The 21,873-nt window shown below is 63.0% G+C and carries 18 protein-coding genes and 1 pseudogene; 5 read left to right on the top strand and 14 right to left on the bottom strand.

What is annotated here, in order from left to right; all coding sequences use genetic code 11:
- Positions 1-65: 65 nt before the first annotated feature.
- The 4 genes from LDZ21_RS00310 to LDZ21_RS00295 all read right to left on the bottom strand — a co-directional run bounded on the left by LDZ21_RS00310 (position 66) and on the right by LDZ21_RS00295 (position 4,844).
- Entirely contained in the window at positions 66-1,286 is a 1,221-nt protein-coding gene (locus LDZ21_RS00310; protein ID WP_244793776.1) for an ABC transporter substrate-binding protein, read from the bottom strand.
- A gap of 56 nt (positions 1,287-1,342) precedes the next feature.
- A complete protein-coding gene (locus LDZ21_RS00305; RefSeq protein WP_035962109.1) occupies positions 1,343-2,104 on the bottom strand; it encodes an ABC transporter ATP-binding protein in 762 nt (253 codons plus the stop codon).
- Positions 2,101-2,880: an ABC transporter ATP-binding protein gene (locus LDZ21_RS00300; RefSeq protein ID WP_244793775.1), complete on the bottom strand. Its 780-nt coding sequence runs from the start codon at positions 2,878-2,880 to the stop codon at positions 2,101-2,103. The genes LDZ21_RS00305 and LDZ21_RS00300 overlap by 4 nt, the downstream gene beginning before the upstream one ends.
- A gap of 293 nt (positions 2,881-3,173) precedes the next feature.
- Complete coding sequence (locus LDZ21_RS00295) at positions 3,174-4,844, bottom strand: GMC family oxidoreductase (protein WP_244794860.1); 1,671 nt, start codon at positions 4,842-4,844, stop codon at positions 3,174-3,176.
- A gap of 225 nt (positions 4,845-5,069) precedes the next feature.
- On the opposite strand from LDZ21_RS00295, the gene LDZ21_RS00290 reads away from it, so the two are divergent.
- Together LDZ21_RS00290 and LDZ21_RS00285 are read left to right on the top strand one after the other, a co-directional pair.
- A complete protein-coding gene (locus tag LDZ21_RS00290) occupies positions 5,070-5,972 on the top strand; it encodes a LysR family transcriptional regulator (protein ID WP_244793774.1) in 903 nt (300 codons plus the stop codon).
- Positions 5,973-6,032: 60 nt separating this feature from the next.
- A pseudogene (locus LDZ21_RS00285) lies at positions 6,033-6,568 on the top strand (class IV adenylate cyclase).
- On the opposite strand, the gene LDZ21_RS00280 reads toward LDZ21_RS00285, so the two are convergent.
- Positions 6,544-7,029 (bottom strand): Lrp/AsnC family transcriptional regulator, encoded by a 486-nt coding sequence (locus LDZ21_RS00280; protein ID WP_035962102.1) that lies wholly within the window; start codon positions 7,027-7,029, stop codon positions 6,544-6,546. The pseudogene LDZ21_RS00285 and the gene LDZ21_RS00280 overlap by 25 nt on opposite strands.
- A 507-nt stretch (positions 7,030-7,536) precedes the next feature.
- Here LDZ21_RS00280 and LDZ21_RS00275 point away from each other — a divergent pair.
- Together LDZ21_RS00275 and LDZ21_RS00270 are read left to right on the top strand one after the other, a co-directional pair.
- The gene (locus tag LDZ21_RS00275) at positions 7,537-8,223 is read left to right on the top strand and encodes a response regulator transcription factor (protein WP_035962098.1); all 687 of its coding nucleotides are present in this window, start codon (positions 7,537-7,539) and stop codon (positions 8,221-8,223) included.
- 89 nt (positions 8,224-8,312) lie between these two features.
- Entirely contained in the window at positions 8,313-9,797 is a 1,485-nt protein-coding gene (locus LDZ21_RS00270; protein WP_244794859.1) for a sensor histidine kinase, read from the top strand.
- A gap of 9 nt (positions 9,798-9,806) precedes the next feature.
- On the opposite strand, the gene LDZ21_RS00265 is transcribed toward LDZ21_RS00270, so the two are convergent.
- The 7 genes from LDZ21_RS00265 to mnmC1 all read right to left on the bottom strand — a co-directional run bounded on the left by LDZ21_RS00265 (position 9,807) and on the right by mnmC1 (position 18,758).
- Positions 9,807-10,262 (bottom strand): SET domain-containing protein, encoded by a 456-nt coding sequence (locus tag LDZ21_RS00265; RefSeq protein ID WP_244793773.1) that lies wholly within the window; start codon positions 10,260-10,262, stop codon positions 9,807-9,809.
- A 174-nt stretch (positions 10,263-10,436) separates the two neighbouring features.
- Positions 10,437-11,549: an NADH:flavin oxidoreductase/NADH oxidase gene (locus LDZ21_RS00260; RefSeq protein ID WP_244793772.1), complete on the bottom strand. Its 1,113-nt coding sequence runs from the start codon at positions 11,547-11,549 to the stop codon at positions 10,437-10,439.
- Between the two features lie 70 nt (positions 11,550-11,619).
- Entirely contained in the window at positions 11,620-12,336 is a 717-nt protein-coding gene (locus LDZ21_RS00255; RefSeq protein WP_244793771.1) for a glutamine amidotransferase, read from the bottom strand.
- 141 nt (positions 12,337-12,477) lie between these two features.
- A complete protein-coding gene (locus tag LDZ21_RS00250; protein WP_035962093.1) occupies positions 12,478-13,122 on the bottom strand; it encodes a MarR family winged helix-turn-helix transcriptional regulator in 645 nt (214 codons plus the stop codon).
- A 702-nt stretch (positions 13,123-13,824) separates the two neighbouring features.
- A complete protein-coding gene (locus LDZ21_RS00245) occupies positions 13,825-14,940 on the bottom strand; it encodes a YbdK family carboxylate-amine ligase (RefSeq protein WP_244793770.1) in 1,116 nt (371 codons plus the stop codon).
- 40 nt (positions 14,941-14,980) lie between these two features.
- The gene (locus LDZ21_RS00240) at positions 14,981-16,183 is read right to left on the bottom strand and encodes a cation:proton antiporter (RefSeq protein WP_035962089.1); all 1,203 of its coding nucleotides are present in this window, start codon (positions 16,181-16,183) and stop codon (positions 14,981-14,983) included.
- Positions 16,184-16,946: 763 nt separating this feature from the next.
- Complete coding sequence (mnmC1, locus tag LDZ21_RS00235; RefSeq protein WP_244793769.1) at positions 16,947-18,758, bottom strand: FAD-dependent 5-carboxymethylaminomethyl-2-thiouridine(34) oxidoreductase MnmC1; 1,812 nt, start codon at positions 18,756-18,758, stop codon at positions 16,947-16,949.
- 476 nt (positions 18,759-19,234) lie between these two features.
- Here mnmC1 and LDZ21_RS00230 point away from each other — a divergent pair, with 476 nt between their 5' ends.
- Positions 19,235-19,513 (top strand): HU family DNA-binding protein, encoded by a 279-nt coding sequence (locus tag LDZ21_RS00230; protein ID WP_035962086.1) that lies wholly within the window; start codon positions 19,235-19,237, stop codon positions 19,511-19,513.
- A 139-nt stretch (positions 19,514-19,652) separates the two neighbouring features.
- On the opposite strand, the gene LDZ21_RS00225 is transcribed toward LDZ21_RS00230, so the two are convergent.
- Both LDZ21_RS00225 and LDZ21_RS00220 read right to left on the bottom strand, forming a co-directional pair.
- The gene (locus LDZ21_RS00225; protein WP_244793768.1) at positions 19,653-20,852 is read right to left on the bottom strand and encodes a GTP-binding protein; all 1,200 of its coding nucleotides are present in this window, start codon (positions 20,850-20,852) and stop codon (positions 19,653-19,655) included.
- 114 nt (positions 20,853-20,966) lie between these two features.
- A complete protein-coding gene (locus LDZ21_RS00220) occupies positions 20,967-21,413 on the bottom strand; it encodes a lytic transglycosylase domain-containing protein (protein ID WP_052005667.1) in 447 nt (148 codons plus the stop codon).
- Between the last annotated feature and the right edge of the window lie 460 nt (positions 21,414-21,873).

The following is a 21,873-nucleotide window of genomic DNA, read 5'->3' as shown; positions in this document are numbered from 1 at the left end:
GCCGTCAGAATCGTTGTGGCGACGGGCAGCCCGCGAGCCGCCCGCCACGTCTCTCCACCGCGAGCTTACTTCCAGGCCGCGCAGCGCGATTCAGCCTTGGTGGCGAACGCCTGCTCGCCCGGAATCGTCGCCGTGATCTTGTAGTAGTCCCACGGTTCTTTGGATTCCGAAGGTTTCTTCACTTCCATCAGGTACATGTCGTGGATCATCGAACCGTCCTGGCGGATGTAGCCCTTCGCATAGAAGTCGTCGATCTTCGCCTTCTTCAGTTCGCCCATCACCTTGTCGCTGTCGGTGCCGCCTGCTGCCTGCACCGCCTTCAGATAGGTCGTGACGGCGGAATAGTCGGCGGCCTGAAGGCTCGTCGGCATCTTCTTCATCTTCGCGAAATAGCGCTTCGCCCACTCGCGCGTCTTCTCGTCCTTGTTCCAGTACCAGCTATCCGTCGCGACGAGACCTTGCGTCGTTTCCAGTCCGAGGCTGTGAATGTCCGTCAGGAAGATGAGGAGCGCGGCGATCTTCATCGACTTGGTGATGCCGAATTCCTTCGCCGCCTTGATCGAATTGATCGTGTCGCCGCCCGCGTTCGCAAGGCCGAGCACTTGCGCCTTCGATCCCTGCGCCTGCAGCAGGAACGACGAGAAATCCGACGCCGACAGCGGATGCCGCACGGTCCCGAGCACCTGCCCGCCGTTGGCCTTCACGACATCCGACGTGTTCTTTTCCAGCGCCTTGCCGAACGCGTAGTCGGCGGTCAGGAAGTACCACGACTTGCCGCCCTGCTTCGTTACGGCCGAGCCGGTGCCCTTCGCGAGCGCCATCGTGTCGTAGGCGTAGTGCACGGTGTACGGCGAGCACTGTTCGTTCGTGAGGTTGTCCGCGCCCGCGCCGATGTTGATGTACGGCACCTTCTTCTCGGCCGCGACTTGCGCGGTGGACAGCGCGGTGGCCGAATTGGTCCCGCCGATGATCGCGTTCACGCCGTCACGGTCGATCCACTCGCGTGCCCGCGATGCCGCGATATCCGCCTTGTTCTGGTGATCGGCATAGACGAGTTCGATCGGCTTGCCGTTCACCTTGCCGCCGAAATCGGCGATCGCCATGCGGATGGCTTCGAGGCCGCCTTGTCCGTCGATATCGGCGTAAAGCCCCGACAAGTCCGTGACGAAGCCGATCTTGACGCTGTTGGCGTCAGCAGCCTGCGCGCCGCTGCTCATCAGCGCCACACTCGCCGCCGCAGCCGCAAAGCAAAGAGAAGAGAGGCGCGCGAGGGTCTTCTTTTTCATTCCAGTCTCCGTGAGTTTTGGTTCTTGCTGTCAAGCTGGCGTTACGCGTGTTGCTGTCACACCCCGAGCAGTTCATGCAGCACGGGCATCTTCGCTTCGAGTTCCCCCGCGCCGAAATGCTCGACGATGTTTCCATGCTCCATCACATAGAAGCGATCCGCGAGCGGCGCCGCGAAGCGAAAATTCTGTTCGACCATCACGATCGTGTACCCGCGCGACTTCAGCATGAGGATCATGCGCGCGAGCGTCTGTACGATGACGGGCGCAAGTCCCTCCGATATCTCGTCGAGCAGAAGCAGATTCGCGCCGGTGCGAAGAATGCGTGCGACGGCGAGCATCTGTTGCTCGCCGCCCGAGAGGCGCGTGCCCTGGCTCGCGCGCCGCTCCTTGAGATTCGGGAACATCGAATAGAGTTCGTCGAGCGGCATTGCCTCTTTCGCATTGCCGACGAGCGGCGGCAACAGCAGATTCTCTTCGCACGACAAGCTGGAGAAGATGCCGCGCTCTTCCGGACAATAGCCGATGCCGTAATGCGCGATCTTGTGCGTCGGCAGCCCGATGGTCTCGCGTCCGCCGACGCGGATCGATCCGGTGCGCCGGCCAGTCAGGCCCATGATCGCGCGAAGCGTCGTCGTGCGGCCCGCGCCGTTGCGCCCGAGCAGCGTGACCACTTCGCCGCGATCCACCTTGAGATCGACGCCATGCAGGATGTGCGATTCCCCGTACCACGCCTGCAGTCCCGCGATTTCCAGCGCAGGCGCATTGCCCGCCGCGCCGTTCGCCTCGCGCGAGCGGCGCTCTTCCACGATCGTGCTCATGCGTGCGCTCCGGTGAGCGCCGCATCGGCGCTGCCCATGTAGGCTTCCATCACGAGCGGATTCTTCGATACTTCCGCATAGTTCCCTTCGGCGAGCACTTCTCCGCGCTGCAAGACGGTGATGGTGTCGGAGATGCCGGCGATTACGTTCATGTTGTGCTCGACCATCAGAATGGTGCGCCCCGCCGATACCTTCTTGATGAGCGCCGTCACGCGATCGACGTCTTCGTGTCCCATGCCTTGCGTCGGTTCGTCCAGCAGCATGAGTTCGGGTTCCATCGAAAGCGTCGTCGCGATTTCGAGCGCGCGCTTGCGTCCGTAGGAAAGCTCGACGGTTTTCGTATCGGCGAAATCGGTGAGGCCCACTTGCGTGAGCAGGTCCATGGCGCGATCGTTCAGCGCATCGAGCGAACGTTCGCTGCGCCAGAACTGAAACGACGTGCCGAGTTGCCGCTGCAAGCCGATACGCACGTTCTGCAACACGGTCAGATGCGGGAACACGGCGGAAATCTGAAACGAACGAATGATGCCGCGCCGCGCGATATGGGCCGGCCGTTCGCGGGTGATGTCGGCGCCGTTGAAGACGATCTGGCCCGCCGTGGGTTCGAGGAACTTGGTGAGCAGATTGAAGCAGGTGGTCTTGCCTGCGCCGTTCGGTCCGATGAGCGCATGGATCGAGCCGCGGCGCACGCGCAGGTTCACGCCATTCACGGCGGTGAAGCCTTTGAATTCCTTGGTGAGCCCTCGCGTTTCCAGAATGGTATCGCCGAGAATCATGTCCCCTTCCATGGAAGTGAGGCGCTAAACGATCGGTTCGCCTGCGCCTTATTGTTCTTTACGCGCGCACCCGAACGTTGCTTCGATTCCGGTACGGTTCGCTTCGTGCTGCCGTTGCATCGATATTGCGTGCTGCACAAAGCGGGCACGAGGTAAGCCGAGCATCACTCTGATCCGGGGCCATTGTCGCGCCAATGATGCAGCGCAATCATTGGGATTTGCACTAACTCATGCGGCGCGCAAAGTGGCCGCCGATGCACGCAATCAGGGCACGCTGCGTGCTGCGGCGAACATCATGCAAGCGCCGACGCGATCACTTCTTGCGTCTGCAACGCGCCGCGGTCTTCGCGGATCATCTCGCTCGCACGCTCCGCGATCATCAACGTGGGCGAATTGGTGTTGCCCGATGTGATGACCGGCATCACCGATGCATCGACCACGCGCAAGCCACGCACGCCTAACACGCGCAAGCGGCTATCGACGACCGCGGCGGGATCGTTGTCCGCGCCCATGCGGCATGTGCCGACCGGATGAAAGATCGTCGTGCCGATCTGCCCCGCTGCTTCGACGAGTTCTTCCTGCGTCTGAAACTGAATGCCCGGCAGAATCTCTTCGGGCGCATGACGCGATAACGCCGGCGCGCTCACGATACGTCGCGTGAGCCGGAGCGAATTGACGGCCACTTCGCGATCGCGCTCTGTCGACAGATAATTCGGCGCGATCAAAGGCGCGGCATGCGCATCCGGCGATTCGATATGCACGCTGCCGCGTGACGTTGGCCGCAGATTGCAGACCGACGCCGTGAATGCGTTGAACGGATGCAACGGTTCGCCGAAGCGTTCGAGCGATAAGGGCTGCACGTGATATTCGACATCGGGCCGCCTGATCGAAGCATCATCCGGATTCGACTTCGCGAATGCGCCGAGTTGCGATGGCGCCATCGACATCGGGCCGCTTCGCATCAACGCGTATTGCATGCCGATGAAGAGCTTGCCCCACCATCGCGCGGACAAGGTATTGAGCGTGCGTGCGCCGTTCACCTTGTACGCCATGCGCAATTGCAAGTGATCCTGCAGGTTTTCGCCGACGCCGCGCAGATGACGCACGACATCGATGCCGAGCCGCTGCAGGCGCGCGCCATTGCCGATACCCGATAGTTCGAGAATCTGCGGTGAATTGACCGCGCCCGCGCTCAGGATGACTTCGCAACGCGCCCGCGCGATGAAATCGACATCGCCGCCGCGATACGCTACGCCGACGCAACGTGCGCCTTCGAACACGAGCTTTTGCGTGTGCGCGCCGGTGATCGTCGTCAGGTTGGGACGCTTCATCGCTTCGCGCAGAAATGCCTTTGCCGCGTTCCAGCGGATGCCGCCGCGCTGGTTCACATCGAAGTAGCCGACGCCGGTGTTGTCGCCGCGATTGAAGTCATCGGTGGCGGGGATGCCCGTCTGTTGCGCGGCCTGTGAGAACGTTTCGAGAATCTTCCACTTCAGGCGCTGCTTCTCCACGCGCCATTCGCCGCCCTTGCCGTGCCATTCGCTGGCGCCGCCGTAGTGGTCCTCGCTGCGCTTGAAGATCGGGAGCACGGAATCCCATGACCAGTTCGAATCGCCGGTAATGTGCGCCCAGTCGTCGTAGTCTTCGCGCTGACCGCGCATGTAGATCATGCCGTTGATCGACGAGCATCCGCCCAGAACTTTTCCTCTCGGGTATGACAACGCCCGGCCGTTCAGGCCCGGTTCGCTTTGCGTCTTATAGAGCCAATCCGTTCTCGGGTTGCCTATGCAGTACAGGTAGCCTACCGGGATGTGGATCCAGTGGTAATCGTCCTTGCCGCCTGCTTCGAGCAGCAACACGTTTATCGCCGGGTCTTGCGTCAGGCGGTTTGCCAGCACGCAGCCGGCTGTGCCTGCGCCAACGATGATGTAGTCGTAGCTGCCTTCTTCCTTGCGCTCGTTCATTGCGTTGTCTCCTTTCTTTGCTTTGCCGTCTTCGATGCGGCTTTTGATGTTCATCTGTTACTTCTTAGCGCCGAATGCTCCGCCGGCTCGCTGCGTAGTCGACCGCATAAGCGATCACTCTCCACGCGCTTCATTCGCTCGATCGTCTACGAAGACTAGTGCGAGGTTTCTTCCGAATCCAATGAGTTCTGTTCAACTACGATATAAGTAGCGCTAATATCACGCATGGACTACATCCTCCTGCGCGCTTTTCTCACTGTCGCCCGCGAAGGCAATCTCACGCGGGCCGCCGCCCAGCTGCACCTCACGCAGCCGGCCGTCAGCCTGCAGATCAAGAACCTTCAGGAGATGCTCGGGGTTGTCCTCTTCACACGCACGTCGCACGGACTGCTCCTCACACGCGACGGCGAAGCGCTTCTTCCCCACGCCGAGCGCGCCATCGCCGCCGCGTCCGAAGTTCAGCGGGCCGCTGCCGCGCTGCGTCATGAAGTAAGCGGCACCCTTCGTATCGGGACCATTCTCGATCCGGAATTCCTGCGGCTCGGCGGATTCTTGCGGCAGTTCGTCGAAACGTATCCGCGTATCGAAACAGCACTTCGGCACGGCATGTCCGGATGGGTGCTCGAACGCAAAAGAACTCGCGATCTCGATGTCGGCTATTACATCGGCGATCCGGCCATCGACGGCACGCGCGACGGCGAACGCTTTCATGTCGTGCGTCTCACGCCGTTCTCCTATCACGTGCTCGCGCCCGCCGGATGGCATAACCGCGTCAATAAAGGCAAACGCAGCTGGGCTGCCCTCGCGAGGCTGCCGTGGATCTGGACGCCGCCTGAATCCGCGCATAACCGGCTGCTGTCGCGCGTCTTTCGCGAAGCCGGCGCGATGCCCGTGAAAGTCGCCGAAGTCGACCAGGAGCCCTCGATGCTCGATCTCGTGAAGTCAGGCGTCGGGCTGTCGCTGGCGCGCGATTCCATCGCGCTCGCGCAGGCACACGCGCACGCACTCACCATCGTCGATGGCGTCACCGTGCCGACGCAGCTATCGTTCGTCGCGCTTGCCGAACGTCGCGAGGAACCGGCGATCGCCGCTGCGCTGAAACTCATCGACGCTCAGTGGTCCGTGTAACGCCAGATTCACGATAAGACTGGTACGCTGAGCGACGCCCCACCACCGGAGAGTTCCTTCATGGCACGCAACATCGAAATCAAGGCACGCGCGCATCGGTTCGACGAACTGCGCGAGCGCGCATCCGCGCTTGCCCCCGATGCGCCGCTCGTCTTTCGCCAGCAGGATTTCTTCTACGACGTGCCGACCGGCCGCCTCAAGCTGCGCCAGTTCGACGACGGCACGCCGTCCGAGCTGATCTTCTATCAGCGCGACGATCGCGATGGCCCAAAAGTCTCCTATTACTCCCGCAGTCCGGTGACGAACGCCGAAGCCATGCACGCGCTGCTCGCGCAGGCACTGACGACGCGCGGCATCGTCTCAAAGGAGCGGCATGTCTATTTGGTCGGACGCACGCGCATTCATCTGGACCGGGTGGACGGGCTCGGCGATTTCGTCGAACTGGAAGTGGTGCTAGGCCAGGACGACGACGAGCCGGCGGCCATCAGGAAGCGCACGACATGTTCGCGCGCCTGGGTGTGGCGCAAGCGGACCTGGTGCCGCTCGCGTACGTGGACTTGCTGAATCCCGCTCAGGCCGCGTCGCCGGAAAGGTGATCGAGCGGCAATGGGCCGTTGCGCTTGAACGTCGTCAGAACGATGTTCGAGCGCACGCTGTCCACGCCCGGCACGCGCATCAGCTTTTTCATCACGAAGCCCGACAGCGCGTTCAGATCCGGCGCGACGATGCGCAGCAGATAATCCGCGTCGCCGACGGTCGCGTGACATTCGAGCACCTCGGGCAACGCGTCGATCTCCTGCTGAAACTGTTCGATGACGGTGTCGCCATGATGCTTGAGCTTCAGGCTCGTGAACGCCGTCACGCCGAGGCCGAGTTTCTCGGGGCGCAACATCACGCGATAGCCCTCGATCACGCCCGTCGCTTCGAGCCGCTGCAAGCGCCGCCCGATCTGCGACGGCGATAGCGGCACTTGCTCCGCGAGCTGCTGATGCGTGGCGCGCCCGAAGCGCTGAAGGACATCGAGCAGGGCAAGGTCGAAATGATCGAGTTCCAGCATGATGCGAATGTGCGCGAAAGCGGAAGGAGATGCGACTTTAGCGCATCGCCCGGATGAGCGACGCGCCGCACGATCTTCCGGGCGCGGATTAATACCGGCTTACAGCGCCCGACAAGGTAACAGGCGTATTACGAACTGTGACATCGACGCGAGCCGTTGAACGTCCGATGCATGACCGAATCGCCCCATTGCAAGGCGATCCGAAAGCAGACGTAAGCGGAATCCCGGCGTATCTTTCAGTGATGAAGGCCAATTTTGAACCGCTCGTAAACTGCGTGAACGGTGCAAGATACCGCCTTTCGGACGCGGGTCGGCGTGCGAGTTCGAAGCGGTACAATCAGCAGCGCACAAGGCCCGAAGACGGCAATCGCCCGCGCCGCTCGAACTCAAGCCGCGCGGCGCCGCATGAGAAGTAACGGTTTTGATCCGGCCGACCCCGCGCTATCCCGCCGCATTGCGCGGACCAGAGCGCCGGATCGACTTCAACCCATTGTACTGAGCGACTTCATGCGAATCCTCCTGATCGAAGACGACCGCCCCATCGCGCGCGGCATTCAAAGCAGCCTCGAGCAATCCGGTTTCACCGTCGACATGGTTCACGACGGCATCTTCGCCGAGCAGGCGCTCGCGCAGAACCGCCACGAACTCGTCATTCTCGATCTGGGCTTGCCCGGTATCGACGGCATGACGCTGCTCTCGCGCTTTCGCCAGGGCAATCGCCATACGCCGGTCATCATCCTCACGGCCCGCGACGAACTGCACGACCGCGTGCAAGGCCTTAACAGCGGCGCCGACGACTACATGCTCAAGCCGTTCGAGCCGCAGGAACTCGAAGCGCGCATTCGCGCCGTGATGCGCCGCAGCGGTCCCCACGGCGACGTGCCGCGTCCCGAAGTCACGCTGGGCGGCCTGCGCCTGTCCGGTGTCGATCGCCGCATCTTCAACGACGAGCGTCCGCTCGAACTGTCGCCGCGCGAATTCGCGGTTCTTGAAATGCTGCTGCTGCGTCACGGCCGTGTCGTCAGCAAGGCGCAACTGCAGGATCATCTGACGCACTTCGGCGGCGATCTCGGCGATACCGCTATCGAAGTCTATGTGCACCGCGTGCGCAAGAAGCTCGAGAACACGCGCGTGGAAATCGTGACGGTGCGCGGCTTCGGTTATCTGCTTCAGGAGATCCGGCAGGCGGCGTGATGCATCGGCCACTCTCGCCCTAGAACGCTTTGCGACTTCCCACCCGGCGCGCGGGCGATCAGCGTTTCGCCCGCGAAGACTGGCTCGATCTGGCGCGATCGACGCCCACCCGACCTCCCGCCCCGCCGAGCCTGCGGCGCACGCTGCTGCGCCGTCTCGCCGCGCCGCTGTCGCTGCTCGCGCTGATGTCCGGCCTCATGGCGTACTGGCTCGCGTGGCAGTACACACAGCACGTCGTCGATCGTTCGCTCGCCGATCTCGCCACCGCCATCTCGAAGCAAATCCAGCTCGCGGGCGTCGATGCGCCCGTCACCGTCCCGCCGCTCGCCCAGGCGATGTTCTCCGATCCCGTCGAACAGCTCGTCTATCGCATCAGCACGGGCGACGAGGAAATCGCCGGCGACCCCGACCTTCCACTCACCGGCACGTCCGTGCGGCGCATCCATTACGCGTACGTCTTCGAGACGCACTATCAGGGCACCAGCGTTCGCGCGGCGCAAGTGCGTGTGCCGCAGCAAACCGGCAATCCGATCGTCGTGGAAGTGGCGCAGCGCGTGGGATCGCGGTATCGCATCGCGGTGGAGTTTCTCTTCGCGATCATGATGCCGCTGCTGCTTCTCCTGCTGGCCGGCTGGGTGATCGTGTGGCGCGTCGTGAATCAGCAGTTGAACCCGCTCACCGATCTCGCCGACGCCCTGAACCGGCAGACGCACGTCTCGCTCGAACCGGTCGACGAATCGCATGTGCCGAGCGAAATCCGTCCGCTCACGAGCGCGATGAACGGCCTGCTCGTGCGCCTGCAGACGGCGCTCGATGCGCAGCGCAAATTCATCGCCGATGCCGCGCATCAGTTGCGCACGCCGCTCACAGCCGTGAAGCTGCACGCGGAGCAGGCGCTCAGTTCACGCGATCCCGCAAAGGCGATCGAAGCGGTGAAGGAACTGCGGGCATCGGCGGATCGGGCGGTGCGGCTGTCGAATCAGTTGTTGTCGCTCGCGCGCGCGGAGCCGGGCGAACAGGCCGCGCGCTTCACGGACTTCGATCTCGCCGCGCTCGCGTTCGAAACCGGCGCGGAATGGGTGCCGCGCGCGTTGGCGGCGCGGGTCGATCTGGGCTTTCAGCGCATCGACGATCCTGAAAACGAGCATCCGATGACGATGCGCGGCAACGTCGTGCTCGTGCGCGAAGTGCTCGGCAATCTCATCGACAACGCGCTCAAGTACGTGCCGCCCGCGCGGTACGAAGGCGCGCGCATCACGCTGACGGTCGGCGACTGGCGCGATCCGAAAAACCCGGACGGCGCGCGTTTTGGCGAAGTGGTGATCGAGGACAACGGCCCCGGCGTCCCGGCCGATCAGCAGCCCGATCTGTTCAAGCGCTTCTTCCGTGGCGATGGCCAGAGCGTCGAAGGCGGCGCGGGACTCGGGCTTGCGATCGTGCACGACATCGTCGCGCTGCACGGCGGCACCGTGCATTACGAAGACGCGCCCGAAGGCGGCGCGCGCTTCATCGTACGGATGCCGCTGAAGGCGGAACACGTCGAAGCGCCCGCAACGGCCCCTGCGGAAAAATAAGCGAGGCGCTTACTTTTTTTTCTTGAGCGCGAGCATGGTGCCGCGGCACTTCTTCGCGCCGCAGCGGCACTCGTATTCCTTCTTGAGCTTCTTGGTGATGCGCCCTTCGATCACGAGCCCGTAGTCGTAATTGAGCTCTTCATCCGGCTCGATGTCGCGCAGCGCGTGGATGAACACGCGGCCTTCGACTTCCTCGGCTTCGCAGTTCGGCGCGCACGAATGGTTGATGTACTTCGCGCTGTTGCCATCGATCTTGCCGTCGATCACGCGGCCATCGTCGAGTGCGAAATAGAAGGTGTGATTCGGTTCGTCCGGATTATGCGGATGACGGCGCAGCGCCTCTTTCCACGATATGCGCTCGCCTTTGTATTCCATCACCTTCTCGCCGGCGGCGATCGGCTTCACGGCAAACACGCCCTTGCCATGCACGCCCGAGCGGCGAACGGTGACCCTGCGTGAACTCATCGAACGAATCCCAAGTAACGAATTTCTGTGGAGGCTTCATGCCCGCTTCTTTCCGCACGATGAACGCTTGCGCGGACCGGGGCATAAAAAAACGCGGTGGCCTCGAAGGCGCCGCGTTCAACGGTAACGACGGTATCGTACACTCCCGCGCGCCGGGTTCTCAACTCCGTCGTATCAACGCTGGCCGAACGAGATGTCGCCGAACAGATGCTTCTGCTCGCGCGGTTGCGAGCGCCAGTACTGCGGCGGGGCGCTGACGGTCGCGCCGAGTTCGGCCGCCGCGTGCCACGGCCAGCGCGGATCGTAGAGCATGGCGCGCGCCATCGCAACGAAGTCGGCCTGGCCGCTCGCGATGATCTCTTCCGCGTGCTTCGCCTCGGTAATCAAACCGACCGCGATGGTCGTCACGCCGGTCGCTTCCTTGACGGCCTTGGCGAACGGCGTCTGATAGCCGGGTTCCAGCGGAATCTTCTGTTGCGGCGATACCCCGCCCGACGACACATCGATCCAGTCGACGCCACGCTTCTTCAGTTCCGATGCGAACGCGATCGTATCTTCGATGCCCCATCCGCCTTCCACCCAGTCTGTCGCCGAGACGCGCACGCCGACGGGCTTGTCGCCGGGAAACGCGGCGCGCACGGCATCGAAGATTTCGAGCGGATAACGCATGCGGTTTTCGCGCGATCCGCCGTATTCGTCGGTGCGCTGATTCGCAATCGGCGATAGAAACTGATGCAGCAGATAACCGTGCGCCGCGTGAACCTCGAGCGCGTCGATGCCGAGCCGCGCGGCGCGCCTCGCCGATGCCGCGAACGCTTCCTTGACACGCAGCAGTCCCGCCGTATCGAGCGCGAGCGGCGGGGTTTCGTCGGGCTTATGCGCAATCGCCGATGGCGCGTGCGTCATCCATCCGCCATCCGCGACGGAAATGAGCTGGCCGCCTTCCCACGGCTTGCGGCTCGATGCCTTGCGGCCCGCATGCGCGAGCTGCATCGTCACCGCGATGTTCGAATACTGGCGAATCGCCGCGAGCACCGGCCGCAGCGCCGCTTCGGTGACGTCGTCCCACAAGCCGAGGTCGCCCGGCGTGATGCGTCCATCCGGCTCAACAGCAGTGGCCTCGATGCATAGCATCCCCGCGCCGGACAGCGCCAGATGGCCGAGATGAATCATGTGCCATGCACTGGCTTCGCCGCGCTCGGCGGAATACTGGCACATCGGCGACACGACGATGCGATTGGGAAGCTGCAGACCGCGAAGGGTCCGGGGAGTGAACAGCGCGCTCATGTAGTAAGCCCGTCGCGAAGATGAGCGGTCGAGCATAGCACTGCCTTTTTATGCGTGCAGCGCCGGTACGTCAGCCCGATCGCGCAGCGCCGGGAAAGCGGTCGAGCCACTCGCCGAACATCGCGCGGGCGGCAGTCTCGAGGGCGGCGCCGTGCCGTGCGGTTGCATCGCGCAAGCCGGTGACGGTTGCACCGCCATGCGCGATATCGCCGGGATACGTGATGAGCCAGTTCTCGAATCGATCCGTCAGCACTTCTGCATGGCACTGCAGCGCGAGCACATGCTCGCCCCACGAGAACGCCTGATGAGCGCACGCTTCTGTCGATGCAAGCAGCGTCGCGCCTTCGGGAAGTTCGAACGTATCGCCGTGCCAGTGGAAGACCGGCACGGCATCGAGGTGGCGCAACGGCGACGCGCGCCCCGCTTCCGTCAGCGAAAGCGGCGACCAGCCGAGTTCCAGCCGCCCCGACGAATACACGCGTGCGCCGAGCGCCCGCGCGATCAGTTGCGAGCCGAGACAGATGCCGATAGTGGGAAGCCCCGCTGCTATGCGCTTTTCGAGCATCGACAGCAGCGGAGCGAGATGGGGATACTGCGCGTCTTCATAGGCGCCGATCGGTCCGCCGAGCACGACGAGCAACGACGGGTCGAGCGGATTCGGCGCCGCGATGCGCCCGCGCCCGACGTCGAGATAACGCACGAGATGGCCTCGGTCGCCGAGCACCAGCTCCAGACTGCCGAGGTCTTCGAAATGGACGTGGCGAATCGCCAGGACTTCATGTTTCATCGGCGCTTCCAGGAGTCGACTGCGTGGCCTGGAACGAGAGCCAGGGACGAGCCGCGCCTCGCTGCGAGGCGCGACGGCACAGTCTAACCGACTCGCCGACGCCTCACAGCGCGGAATGCCACCGATATTACCTGCCTAATCTCAGGCGATCTGCGCGAAGACCTTCCAGACTTTCTTCTGCTGACCGAGATCGCCTTCTTCGTATACCGAACAATCGAGACGCAGGTCGGTGTCGGCCATGTCGATCTGAAGGAGCGCGCAGTGATGCGGGACCTTCTTCGGGTTCTTGCTGACCTCGAAGTGCGAGCACGAAAGACACATGCGGTGCGCGGGAATCTGCTGCGCCGCTTCGAGTTGACGAATCGTCTTCAGCAGCGAGCGATAGAACGCCGCCTGTTCGTCCTCGCGCAAGGTGCCGACTGCTTTCGAGAGAAAGTCCGGCCATTGCAGCGCCTTCTTCGCGGCAGTGCGGCCGCGGGCGGTCAGACGAACCGCCAGCGCGCGGCCGTCGTCGATGGCGCGGCGCTTTTCGACGAGCCCCTTGCCTTCGAGCGTGCTGACGGCATCGCTCGTCGTCGCGGCGGTCAACGCGGTTTCACGCGCGATCTCGCCAAGGCGCATCGGCCCTTTACGCTGCATCAGCAGCACGAGAATCTCACCTTGGGTCGGCGTGAGCCCCGCTCCTTCCGCCCACTCCCAAGCCTGGCTGCGCATCGCGGTGCTCAGCCTCAGCAGGCCGTGGGTCACCCGCCCCGTCGCCTGCTCTCCGTAAACGCCTTCACTCATAATATTTCGCTTGTTTTCCGCTTTATGGGTTTCGACGGCATGTTCGCCTGCAACTGCGAACCCCTCGCCCCGAAAGCCGCCCCGACTCACTTTGCCCGTTCGTCGGGATAACTCCCGGTTCGTGGTCCCCGCCGTCTCAAAATTCAGGCGTACCAAGCCAATTCGCTTTGCCTGAAAGGGGACATTGCCACCCTCTTCGTTTTGCGCCTTCTTTTACCAGCCGTGGCGCTCTTTCGCCGACTATACCCCGCCGCCGGGAAAGTCGCCATTCTAAGCGACTGAGACGAAACGTACACCTTAATTATCCACGCAAACCTGTGGATAACCCGTGGAAAAGCGGCTTATTTCGTCGTGAGTGTATTTTCGGTAACCATCGGTACTGTACGGCAGACCACGTTCGGAGTCCGTTGCAGGCCTCCCGGCAAGGAAGCTGCGGCAAACCGCTCGATGTTGGGTCTATCATTTGAGTAACCGACGGCAACACATTCGTTTCGTTACCGACTATTACTCAGGTATACGGACGCTGGATGCAAACCTTAAGGATGCCATTCGGCTTTACGCTAAATCGCGCGGCGAGCAATTGAATTGCCATCGACATGCACGCGTTTCATACAGAGTGATGCCTCAAACAAAAAAGGCTGCCCGGAATCACTCGGGCAGCCTTCTTCGATTGTCGCTAAAGCGGGTAATGCGGCTACGGTCTCAAGCGCGCCATTGCAGGCATTGCTGGCGGACGGCTTCGTGCAAGGACTTCTCCTTGTCGAATACGCCGCGCAGCCACGACGCATCGTTGACGCCGCCGCGCGCGATATCCGCGACCTGCGCGAGCGCCGCTTGCGAACCGAGCGCTTCGGCGTGCGGCGCGAGCACGTCGAGCGTCGCGAGGATGTCCTCGGCGATGGTGTGCCGCTCGCCCGTCTGCGGATGGATGCACGTGCCTTCCAGTCCGAAGCGGCATGCCTCGAAGCGGTTGAACGTGTAGACCAGGTAATCGTCTTCTCTGGGCGTCAGCGGCTTGTCGAGCAACAGATAACGCGACAAGGTCTGAATGTAGCAAGCGATGGCCGCGGCGCGATCCACCGACAGCGGCGTGTCCATCACTCGAACTTCGATCGTGCCGAAACCGGGCTTGGGCCGAATGTCCCAGTAGAAGTCCTTCATGCTGTTGACGACGCCCGTGTTGACCATCTTCGAAAAGTACTCTTCGAAGCTATCCCACGTAAGCACGAACGGCGCGCGTCCCGACAGCGGAAACGCAAACACGGAATTCAGCCGTGCCGAGTGAAAGCCCGTATCGACGCCCTGAATGTACGGCGACGAAGCCGACAATGCGATGAAATGGGGGATGTAGCGCGACATCGCGTGCAGCAGAAACAACGCGCTGTTCGGGTCCGGGCAACCGATATGCACGTGCTGTCCGAACACGGTGAACTGCTTGGCGAGATAGCCGTACAGCTCGGAGATGTATTGAAAGCGCGGCGCGTCGTAGATCTGCCGATCGCTCCATTGCTGGAACGCATGCGTGCCGCCGCCCGCGAGCCCGACGTTCAGTTGATCGGCGGCAGCGATAAGCGTGTCGCGAATCTTGCGCAGATCGGTGACGGCCTGCTCGTGCGTCGTGCAGATGCCCGTCGAAAGCTCGATCATGCTTTCGGTGATTTCCGGCGTGATGTTGCCGGGAATCTTTTCGTCCTTGATGAGCCGCATCAGGTCGGACGCGGCGCGTGTCAGATCATAGTCGTGCGTATTGACGACCTGGATCTCCAGTTCCACGCCGAACGTGAACGGCTCGGAGTTGATGAATGGTTCGAGTGCCATGACGCCTCTTGTTGATCAATGCATGAGCGGCCGCGCGCGCTTACTCGCGGCGCTCGCCAACCGCCGACAAACTACGGTAAACCACGAAGGGCGTCGCGATCTGCAGCACGACGATCGAGCACATGACGATCGCGCGCAAGGTCGGGTCGTAGTCGGGATAGAGCACGTACATGTCGTCGACGAGCAAGTACGCGAGCGCCGACATCGGCGTCAGCGCGACGCCGAGCGCCGCCCCCTGCTTCCAGTTCAGTCCGCTCGGCTTCGCGAAGATCATCACGCCGACGAGCTTGCCGATCACGCGCGCGACGATCAGCCCCAGCGCGGCCACTCCGCCCAGCGCGATATCGCGCCAGTGGAACGAAGTCAGTGTCAGCGCGAACAGAATGACGGTGAGAAGCCATCCCGCCGAGCCGAAATGCGACGGCCACAACTGCGGCCGCTCGTCGGCATTCTTCACGATGATGCCCGCGGCGAGCAGCGCGAGGATCGTCGAAAGCTTGAAGATGTGCGCGACCGCGATGGCCAGCAGCACGAGGCCGAACAGCGCGACGAACGAATGCTCGTCGTTCGCGTTGAGACGCCGGTAAAGCAGGTTGCACGCGCGCGCCAGCAGGAAGGCCAGCACGAGCGAGCCGAGCAGCAAATACAGCGGCTGAAGAATCGTCGCGAACGTGTTGCCGTAGATTTCCTGATGCAGCACGCCCGCCGCGAGCTTTTCGACGATCACCGCGTACATGCTGTTGAGCGCGGTCAGCGTCATGAGCCGCTGCGTGACCTGGCCTTCGGCGCGCAGTTCGGTTTTGAGCTGGATGACCATCGCGGGCGACGTGGCCATCGCGATCGCGGCGATGACGATCGAGGGCATCGTGGGCACGTTGGCGAGCATCAGCGCGATCAGCACGAGGATGAACGTCAGCGTCGATTCCGCGATGCTCGACAGAATCAGATAAGGATTGCGGCGGATCCAGCGAAGGTCGAGCCGTCCGCCGAGTTCGAAAAGCAGCAATCCGAGCGCGACATCGAGCAGCGGACGTGACAGGCCGCCCGCGCTGGCGTCGATGACGCCGAGACCGGCGTTGCCCGCGATCAGGCCGATCACCGCATAGCCCGTGATGCGCGGCAGACGCCATGCGCGCCACAGCAACTCTCCGGCGAGACCCGCCGTGACCAGCGCGAGACCGGCCCACAGGATGGCGTCGGGTTCGAGCGGCCACGCGGGAAGAAATGAAAATGCCGAATTCATCTTATGGGCTTCTCCTTCGTTGCTTCAGCAGAGGACACGCTCGGTCGCGCGGGGCCGCGCGTCACAGCGAGACTCGCGGGAGACGCCGACACGCGCTACCCGATAACGACTGAGCGTAAGTTCATTCAGGCCAAACGAACTTGACCGAACACGGCGTCACGGTTCAGCCGTGTACGACTTGATGACGCGTCCGGCTCGAGCTGACTGGCTTGCTCGCATCCTGGCTCTCCGAAAGCACTGCGATGCGCCGCGCGCGAGCGCTGGCCGAACTTGGTAAACGACGTTGCGGCTTGGTGATCGGATTGTCGTTCCGCAAGCATCGTTCCATTGAAGCGCTCGCCGGCTGACCGGCGCGACGCAGGAAGAAGCGCGATTGTGCCACACGCCGGACCCTGCGACCGAACTGCAATCCCATGATTCGTAAGAAGTAAAAGCGACTGCTGCCCGATTCGCGGTGGAAATTCCAACCGGTCGGGCTTCGGGTTTTCCGCTGCCGATGGCGTCGTCTTCAGGTGTTTACAGGTTTACTGTATGTATACGTAGTAGTAGTTAACAAGGCCCCGCCGCTTCTGTGGACAACTCCTGTTTACCGATACGGTTCAACGAGATGCGCACCAGAGAACCACGCGGTAAACATGTTCGCGCCGGGCCGTTAACACGGAACAACTTTCAGCCGTCCGACCGGTGCCAGCGGCTTGTCCCGTTTACGTGCACAACGCGTTCACAGCTCTTCTCGGCGCTATTCGCCGGGTTATCCACAGCGTCACGAGGATAACTGCGGCGCGAAGATCGCTCCGTGACGTAACGCTCGCAGAAGGAATCGCGCCGGGTCGATGGCTTCGGCCAGCTCGCGTTCGATCGGCCACGGCTCGCCTTCGATCTGCGAAGCGATGAGTTCCGCCGCCAGCGTCGCCCACACGAGGCCACGCGAGCCGAACGCGAACGCGCCGTACAGCCCTTCGACGCGCGGCAAGTCGAGCGGCCACGCGCCGGACAGCCGTTGCGCGTCGCGGCGAGCGGCGGTTTCGTCGGCGAGTTGACCAATCATCGGCATGCGATCGCTCGTCACGCAGCGAAACGCCACGCGTCCGTGCGACGCGGATACGTCCCGAAGCGCCGGCAGCATCCGGCCGACGCGCTCCACGTTCTCCCGATGTCCGGCGTCGCGCAGGCCGGGGTCGGTGTCGTCGATGTCGTAGGTCGCGCCGATCAACGTGCGGCCGTCGCTCAACGGCACCGCGTATCCCTCGCCGATAATCGGCACGCGCAGCCCATCGAGCGAGCCCGCGTCGAGCAGCGAAAGCTGGCCGCGCACGCCGCGCGTCGGCTCGCCGTAGAGGCCGGCGAGGCGTGCTGCATCGTGCGCGTTCGCCAGCACGACGACCGGCGCTTTCGCGATCAGTGCGCCGCTCGCATCGAACGCCTGCCAGTCCCGTCCGTCGTGCCCGATGCGCGCCACTTCCGTGTTCATGCGCGCGGTGAGCGCATCGCCGGCGGCGGCCAGTTGCGCCGCGCAGACAGCGGCCGGCGAAATGGCGCCGCCGCGCGGAAAGAACCATCCGCCGCGTGCGACATCGACGCCCGCCACCCGCGATGCTTCGTCGCGCGTCATCGCGGTGACGTAATCGCGCGGATAGCCGAATCGTTCGATGGCGTCGGCGAGCGCGTCCGCATCGTCCGGCGTATCGGCGATTTGCAGGAGGCCCGCGCGACTGCGCTGCAAGTCGTGGCCGGCGGCCTCGAGCGCAGACCATCGGCGAAGCGCGTGAAGAAAACCGGCGCGCGTCAGGCGGGCGGCGACGCTGTCGTCGCGCCAGACAATCGGGTGAAAGACGCCAGCCGGATTCCCCGATGCATCCCGCGCGGGCGATGAATGGCGGTCGATCAGCGTGACGCGCCATCCGCGAGACGTGAGCGCCGATGTCATCGCGCAGCCCGCGAGTCCCGCGCCGATCACGATCGCGTCGCGCGCCGGCGCGTTGCATGCAACCGGCGGATCGTGACGGCGCACCCGCCAGCGCGGTGCGAAGCGGCCCGTTATGCCGTCAGGCGTCGCGTGGCAATCGAATCCGGAACTTGCCAGCGTCTTGAGTAAAGCCGCTTTCGCAGGCTCGGGTGCCGAAGCCGAAAGCGTCGCGGCATCGGCGGCGAAGCGCGCGAGCGTTTTGCACAGCTTGCGCGGATCGTCGTGTTGCGATGCATCGAAGTGGATGGCATCGGCGCGCAGCCACAGTTTCGACAGCAGGTCGGCGTCGTCTTCATCGCCGATGGCGAGCGTCAGCACGACGCGCCCGGCATCGAACTCCAGGCGATGCACGCCTGGCGTGCGCATCGGCAAGGCTTCGCCGAGTTCGGCTGAAAGCGCGTCTTCGTATTCGTGGACGGTGAGCGGCGCGATCGCCACCAGATGCAGACGCTCGCTTCGCGCGCTGGATTCGCGCCACAGACGCCACACGGCGAGCAAGGCGTCGTGACTGCCGATACGCGCATCGGCCGCGAGGAAGGTGAAGATGCGCCTGTTCTTCCAGCGTGCAGGAAGATCGTGAAAGGCGAGAAGCGGCGAAGAGTGAGTCATGCGTCGAGCGGCGTGTTGGGGCAAACATGACACTGTATCGCCGGAAGTCGGAGCGGGCCGCACGCGATGGCTCGCGACCCGTCCGGGCGCGCCAAACCCAATACGGACAAGCGTTTTCACGCTAAACGTTGGCAAAAACCAACGCGCGTTCGCGACTCGAACGCGCACTCCGCGGGCGTGCGCCGGCGCGCGAAGATTGCGCGCCAAAAATCCGTCGGCAACCCCTGGTTACATAAGGGTAAATCTTTGAAACCCTTATCCTGATTGGGTTTGCGCTGCGCTATCATACGAAGCGCCGCGTTCGAAGGCGGCGCGAGACTTTGATGTAAGGCAATGCAGACGAAGCGGTGCGAAACCGCGCCGCTTCGCCGGACGGGCAGGCCACAAGGCCGCCCCTACTCGACTGCAGGGCTTGCGCACGTATAATCGGCGCGTTCGCGCTGTTCGTGTCAACCTAAACTGATAAAGGAACCTTAATGAACAAACAGGAATTGATCGACGCCGTAGCCGCCCAAACTGGCGCAAGCAAGGCTCAAACCGGCGAAACGCTCGACACGTTGCTCGAAGTGATCAAGAAGGCTGTCTCGAAAGGTGACGCGGTTCAGTTGATCGGTTTCGGCAGCTTCGGTTCGGGAAAGCGCGCAGCGCGCACCGGCCGTAACCCGAAGACCGGCGAATCCATCAAGATTCCGGCGGCAAAGACGGTCAAGTTCACGGCTGGCAAGGCATTCAAAGACGCAGTCAACAAGAAGTAAGCTGTCTGCCGTGTGGCGCTTCCCGCTCCGTTGCGCAGCGCCTCGCAGCGCCTGTTGGTCAGGTTCTTCCGCATGTGCGGAGATAAGCTGGAGACCATGAGAATTTAGAAACCCGCCTTCGGCGGGTTTTTTTATTTGCTCAGTGCCGGTGATCGTCGCAATCGCAGCCGGGGCCGTGGTCGTGGTCATCGTGGCCGCCGTGCTCATGGTCATGATCGTGTTCTTCCACGTCCCACGCCGGGAACGGATCGCTGAAGCGTTGCCAGCCATCCGCTCCGAGCGCCCATTCTTCGTCGGTCAGCAGGCATGCGTCGAACCTGCGCTGCCACGCATCGGCATCCAGATCCAGGCCGATGAGCACCAGCTCCTGCCGCCTGTCGCCGATGCTGTTGTCGTCGGGATCGCCGAACCATTCCGCGACGATCTCCGCTTCCAGCTCGGGGTCATCGGTCGGCCATTCGCTGCGATCCTGCGCCGCCCACCACACGCCCGCCGGGCCATGACGCAGCGTCCCGCCCGCCTGCGACAACGATCCGCCCACGACACTGCGCGTCGCGAGCCAGAAGAAACCCTTCGCGCGCAGCACGCCGGGCCATTCCTGATGCAGCAGATTCCAGAGCCGTTCCGGATGAAACGGCCGGCGCGCGCGATACACATAGTGGCCGACGCCTGAATCGCCGGCATCGGATGTCTCGTCGCCGTTGAGAATCGAGAGCCAGCCGGGCGCGCTCGCCGTCGCATCGAAGTCGAAGCGGCCAGTGTCGACCAGCTCATCGAGCGGTGCATTGCCGAACTCAGCGCGAATCTGCACGGCGCGCGGATTGAGACCGCGCAGCACGCGCGCCACTTTGTCGAGTTCTGCTTCGCCGACGAGATCGGTCTTGTTCAACACGATGACATCGCAGAATTCGATCTGCTCGACGAGCGTTTCGACGACCGTCTTGCCTTCGTCATGCGCTTCGTCGCCGATAGCGATGCCGCGTTCCGCCAGCGAACCTGCCGATGCGTAATCGCGCATGAAGCTCGACACATCGACGACGGTCACGAAGGTATCGAGACGCGCGCGGCCGGCGAGCGCGGACTCGTCGTCATCGGCGAAAGCGAGATGCTCGGCGATGTCCATCGGGTTATCGACGCCCGCCGATTCGATCACGATGGCATCGAAGCGCTGCTGCGCCGCGAGATCGACGATTGCCTGTTCCATGTCGTGCAGCGACTGGCCGGCGATCGTGCCGATGCGCACGTCCTGCTGATTGGCGAGCAACGCGTCGACGAGCGTGGACTTGCCCGCGCCGATGAAGCCCGAAAGCACGGTGACTGGCAGGGGTGTCTGGTTCATTGCGGGCGATCAGTGGAAGGGCTGCGGGGGCGTCGAGACGCCTGGAAGCGACGATTCTGCATCAAAAATGCAGCGAAGGCGGCGCTTGCGGCCGCGGCCCGTCGACGCCCGGATTTACTTGGCGGCTTGCAGCAGCTTCCAGCGCCGCAGAATCTCGATGATCTGCGCCGAGTACTTGTCGCGCAGCGCAGGTGTTTCGGAATGGTAAGCACCGACCGCCTGCCACGAATTGCCATACTTGTTCATCTTCTGGCGTAGATGCCACGCGGCGACGTAGACGCTCTTGCACGGCTCCATCAGTGTGCCGCTCGAGATGCCGTATTGGGACAGCGTGTTCAGATGGATGGAGTTGATCTGCATCAGCCCGTAGTCCGTCGAGCCGTTGGCGTTCTTGTTGATGGCGTCGGGCTTGTTGTGCGATTCCTGCCAGGCGATGGCGCGCAGTATGAGCGGATTCACCTTTTGATACTTCGCCGCTTCGTCGAAGCAGTCGGCATGCGCCGCGCCGGCCGCCAACATCGCGCCGAACGCCATCACAGGTAATCGCAGGAATCTCTTCATTGTCTATCTACTCCATCCGCCGATGCGGAACGTCATACCGCCGACGCGACGCATGCGCGCCGTCGCCAGAAACCCATGTTCGAGCCGGGCCGGTGTCGGGAAAACCCGTGTGCCGGGCACGTGCCGGCCAAGCCGAACCGCCCGTATGATACCGGCTGACGTTTGAGGCCATAAGTTAGCTAGCCGACATAGGTCGGACACAATGCGCGAAGCGGATCGGCCGCGACCATGGACGGTTGCCAATACGCAGCTAAACGTATGAATAATAAAGTGTTGTATACGCGTTACAATTCGGCTCCCGCGCAAATTCGACTGAGTCGACGGAAGCCGCCTGACGGTATATCGGCAAGTTTCTGGAATGCTTCAACGGCGGCGGGAATCACTCGGCACGCAGCCGGCTGCAGCCATTACGTCAGCGAATTGGAATAAATTCGTTACGCAAAGCTGCTATCGTCACATT

Source organism: Caballeronia grimmiae (assembly GCF_022879615.1).
Classification (GTDB): Bacteria; Pseudomonadota; Gammaproteobacteria; order Burkholderiales; family Burkholderiaceae; genus Caballeronia; species Caballeronia grimmiae.
The sequence above is the reverse complement of the archived record's forward strand: the minus strand, read 5'-3'. Positions and strand labels throughout refer to the sequence as shown.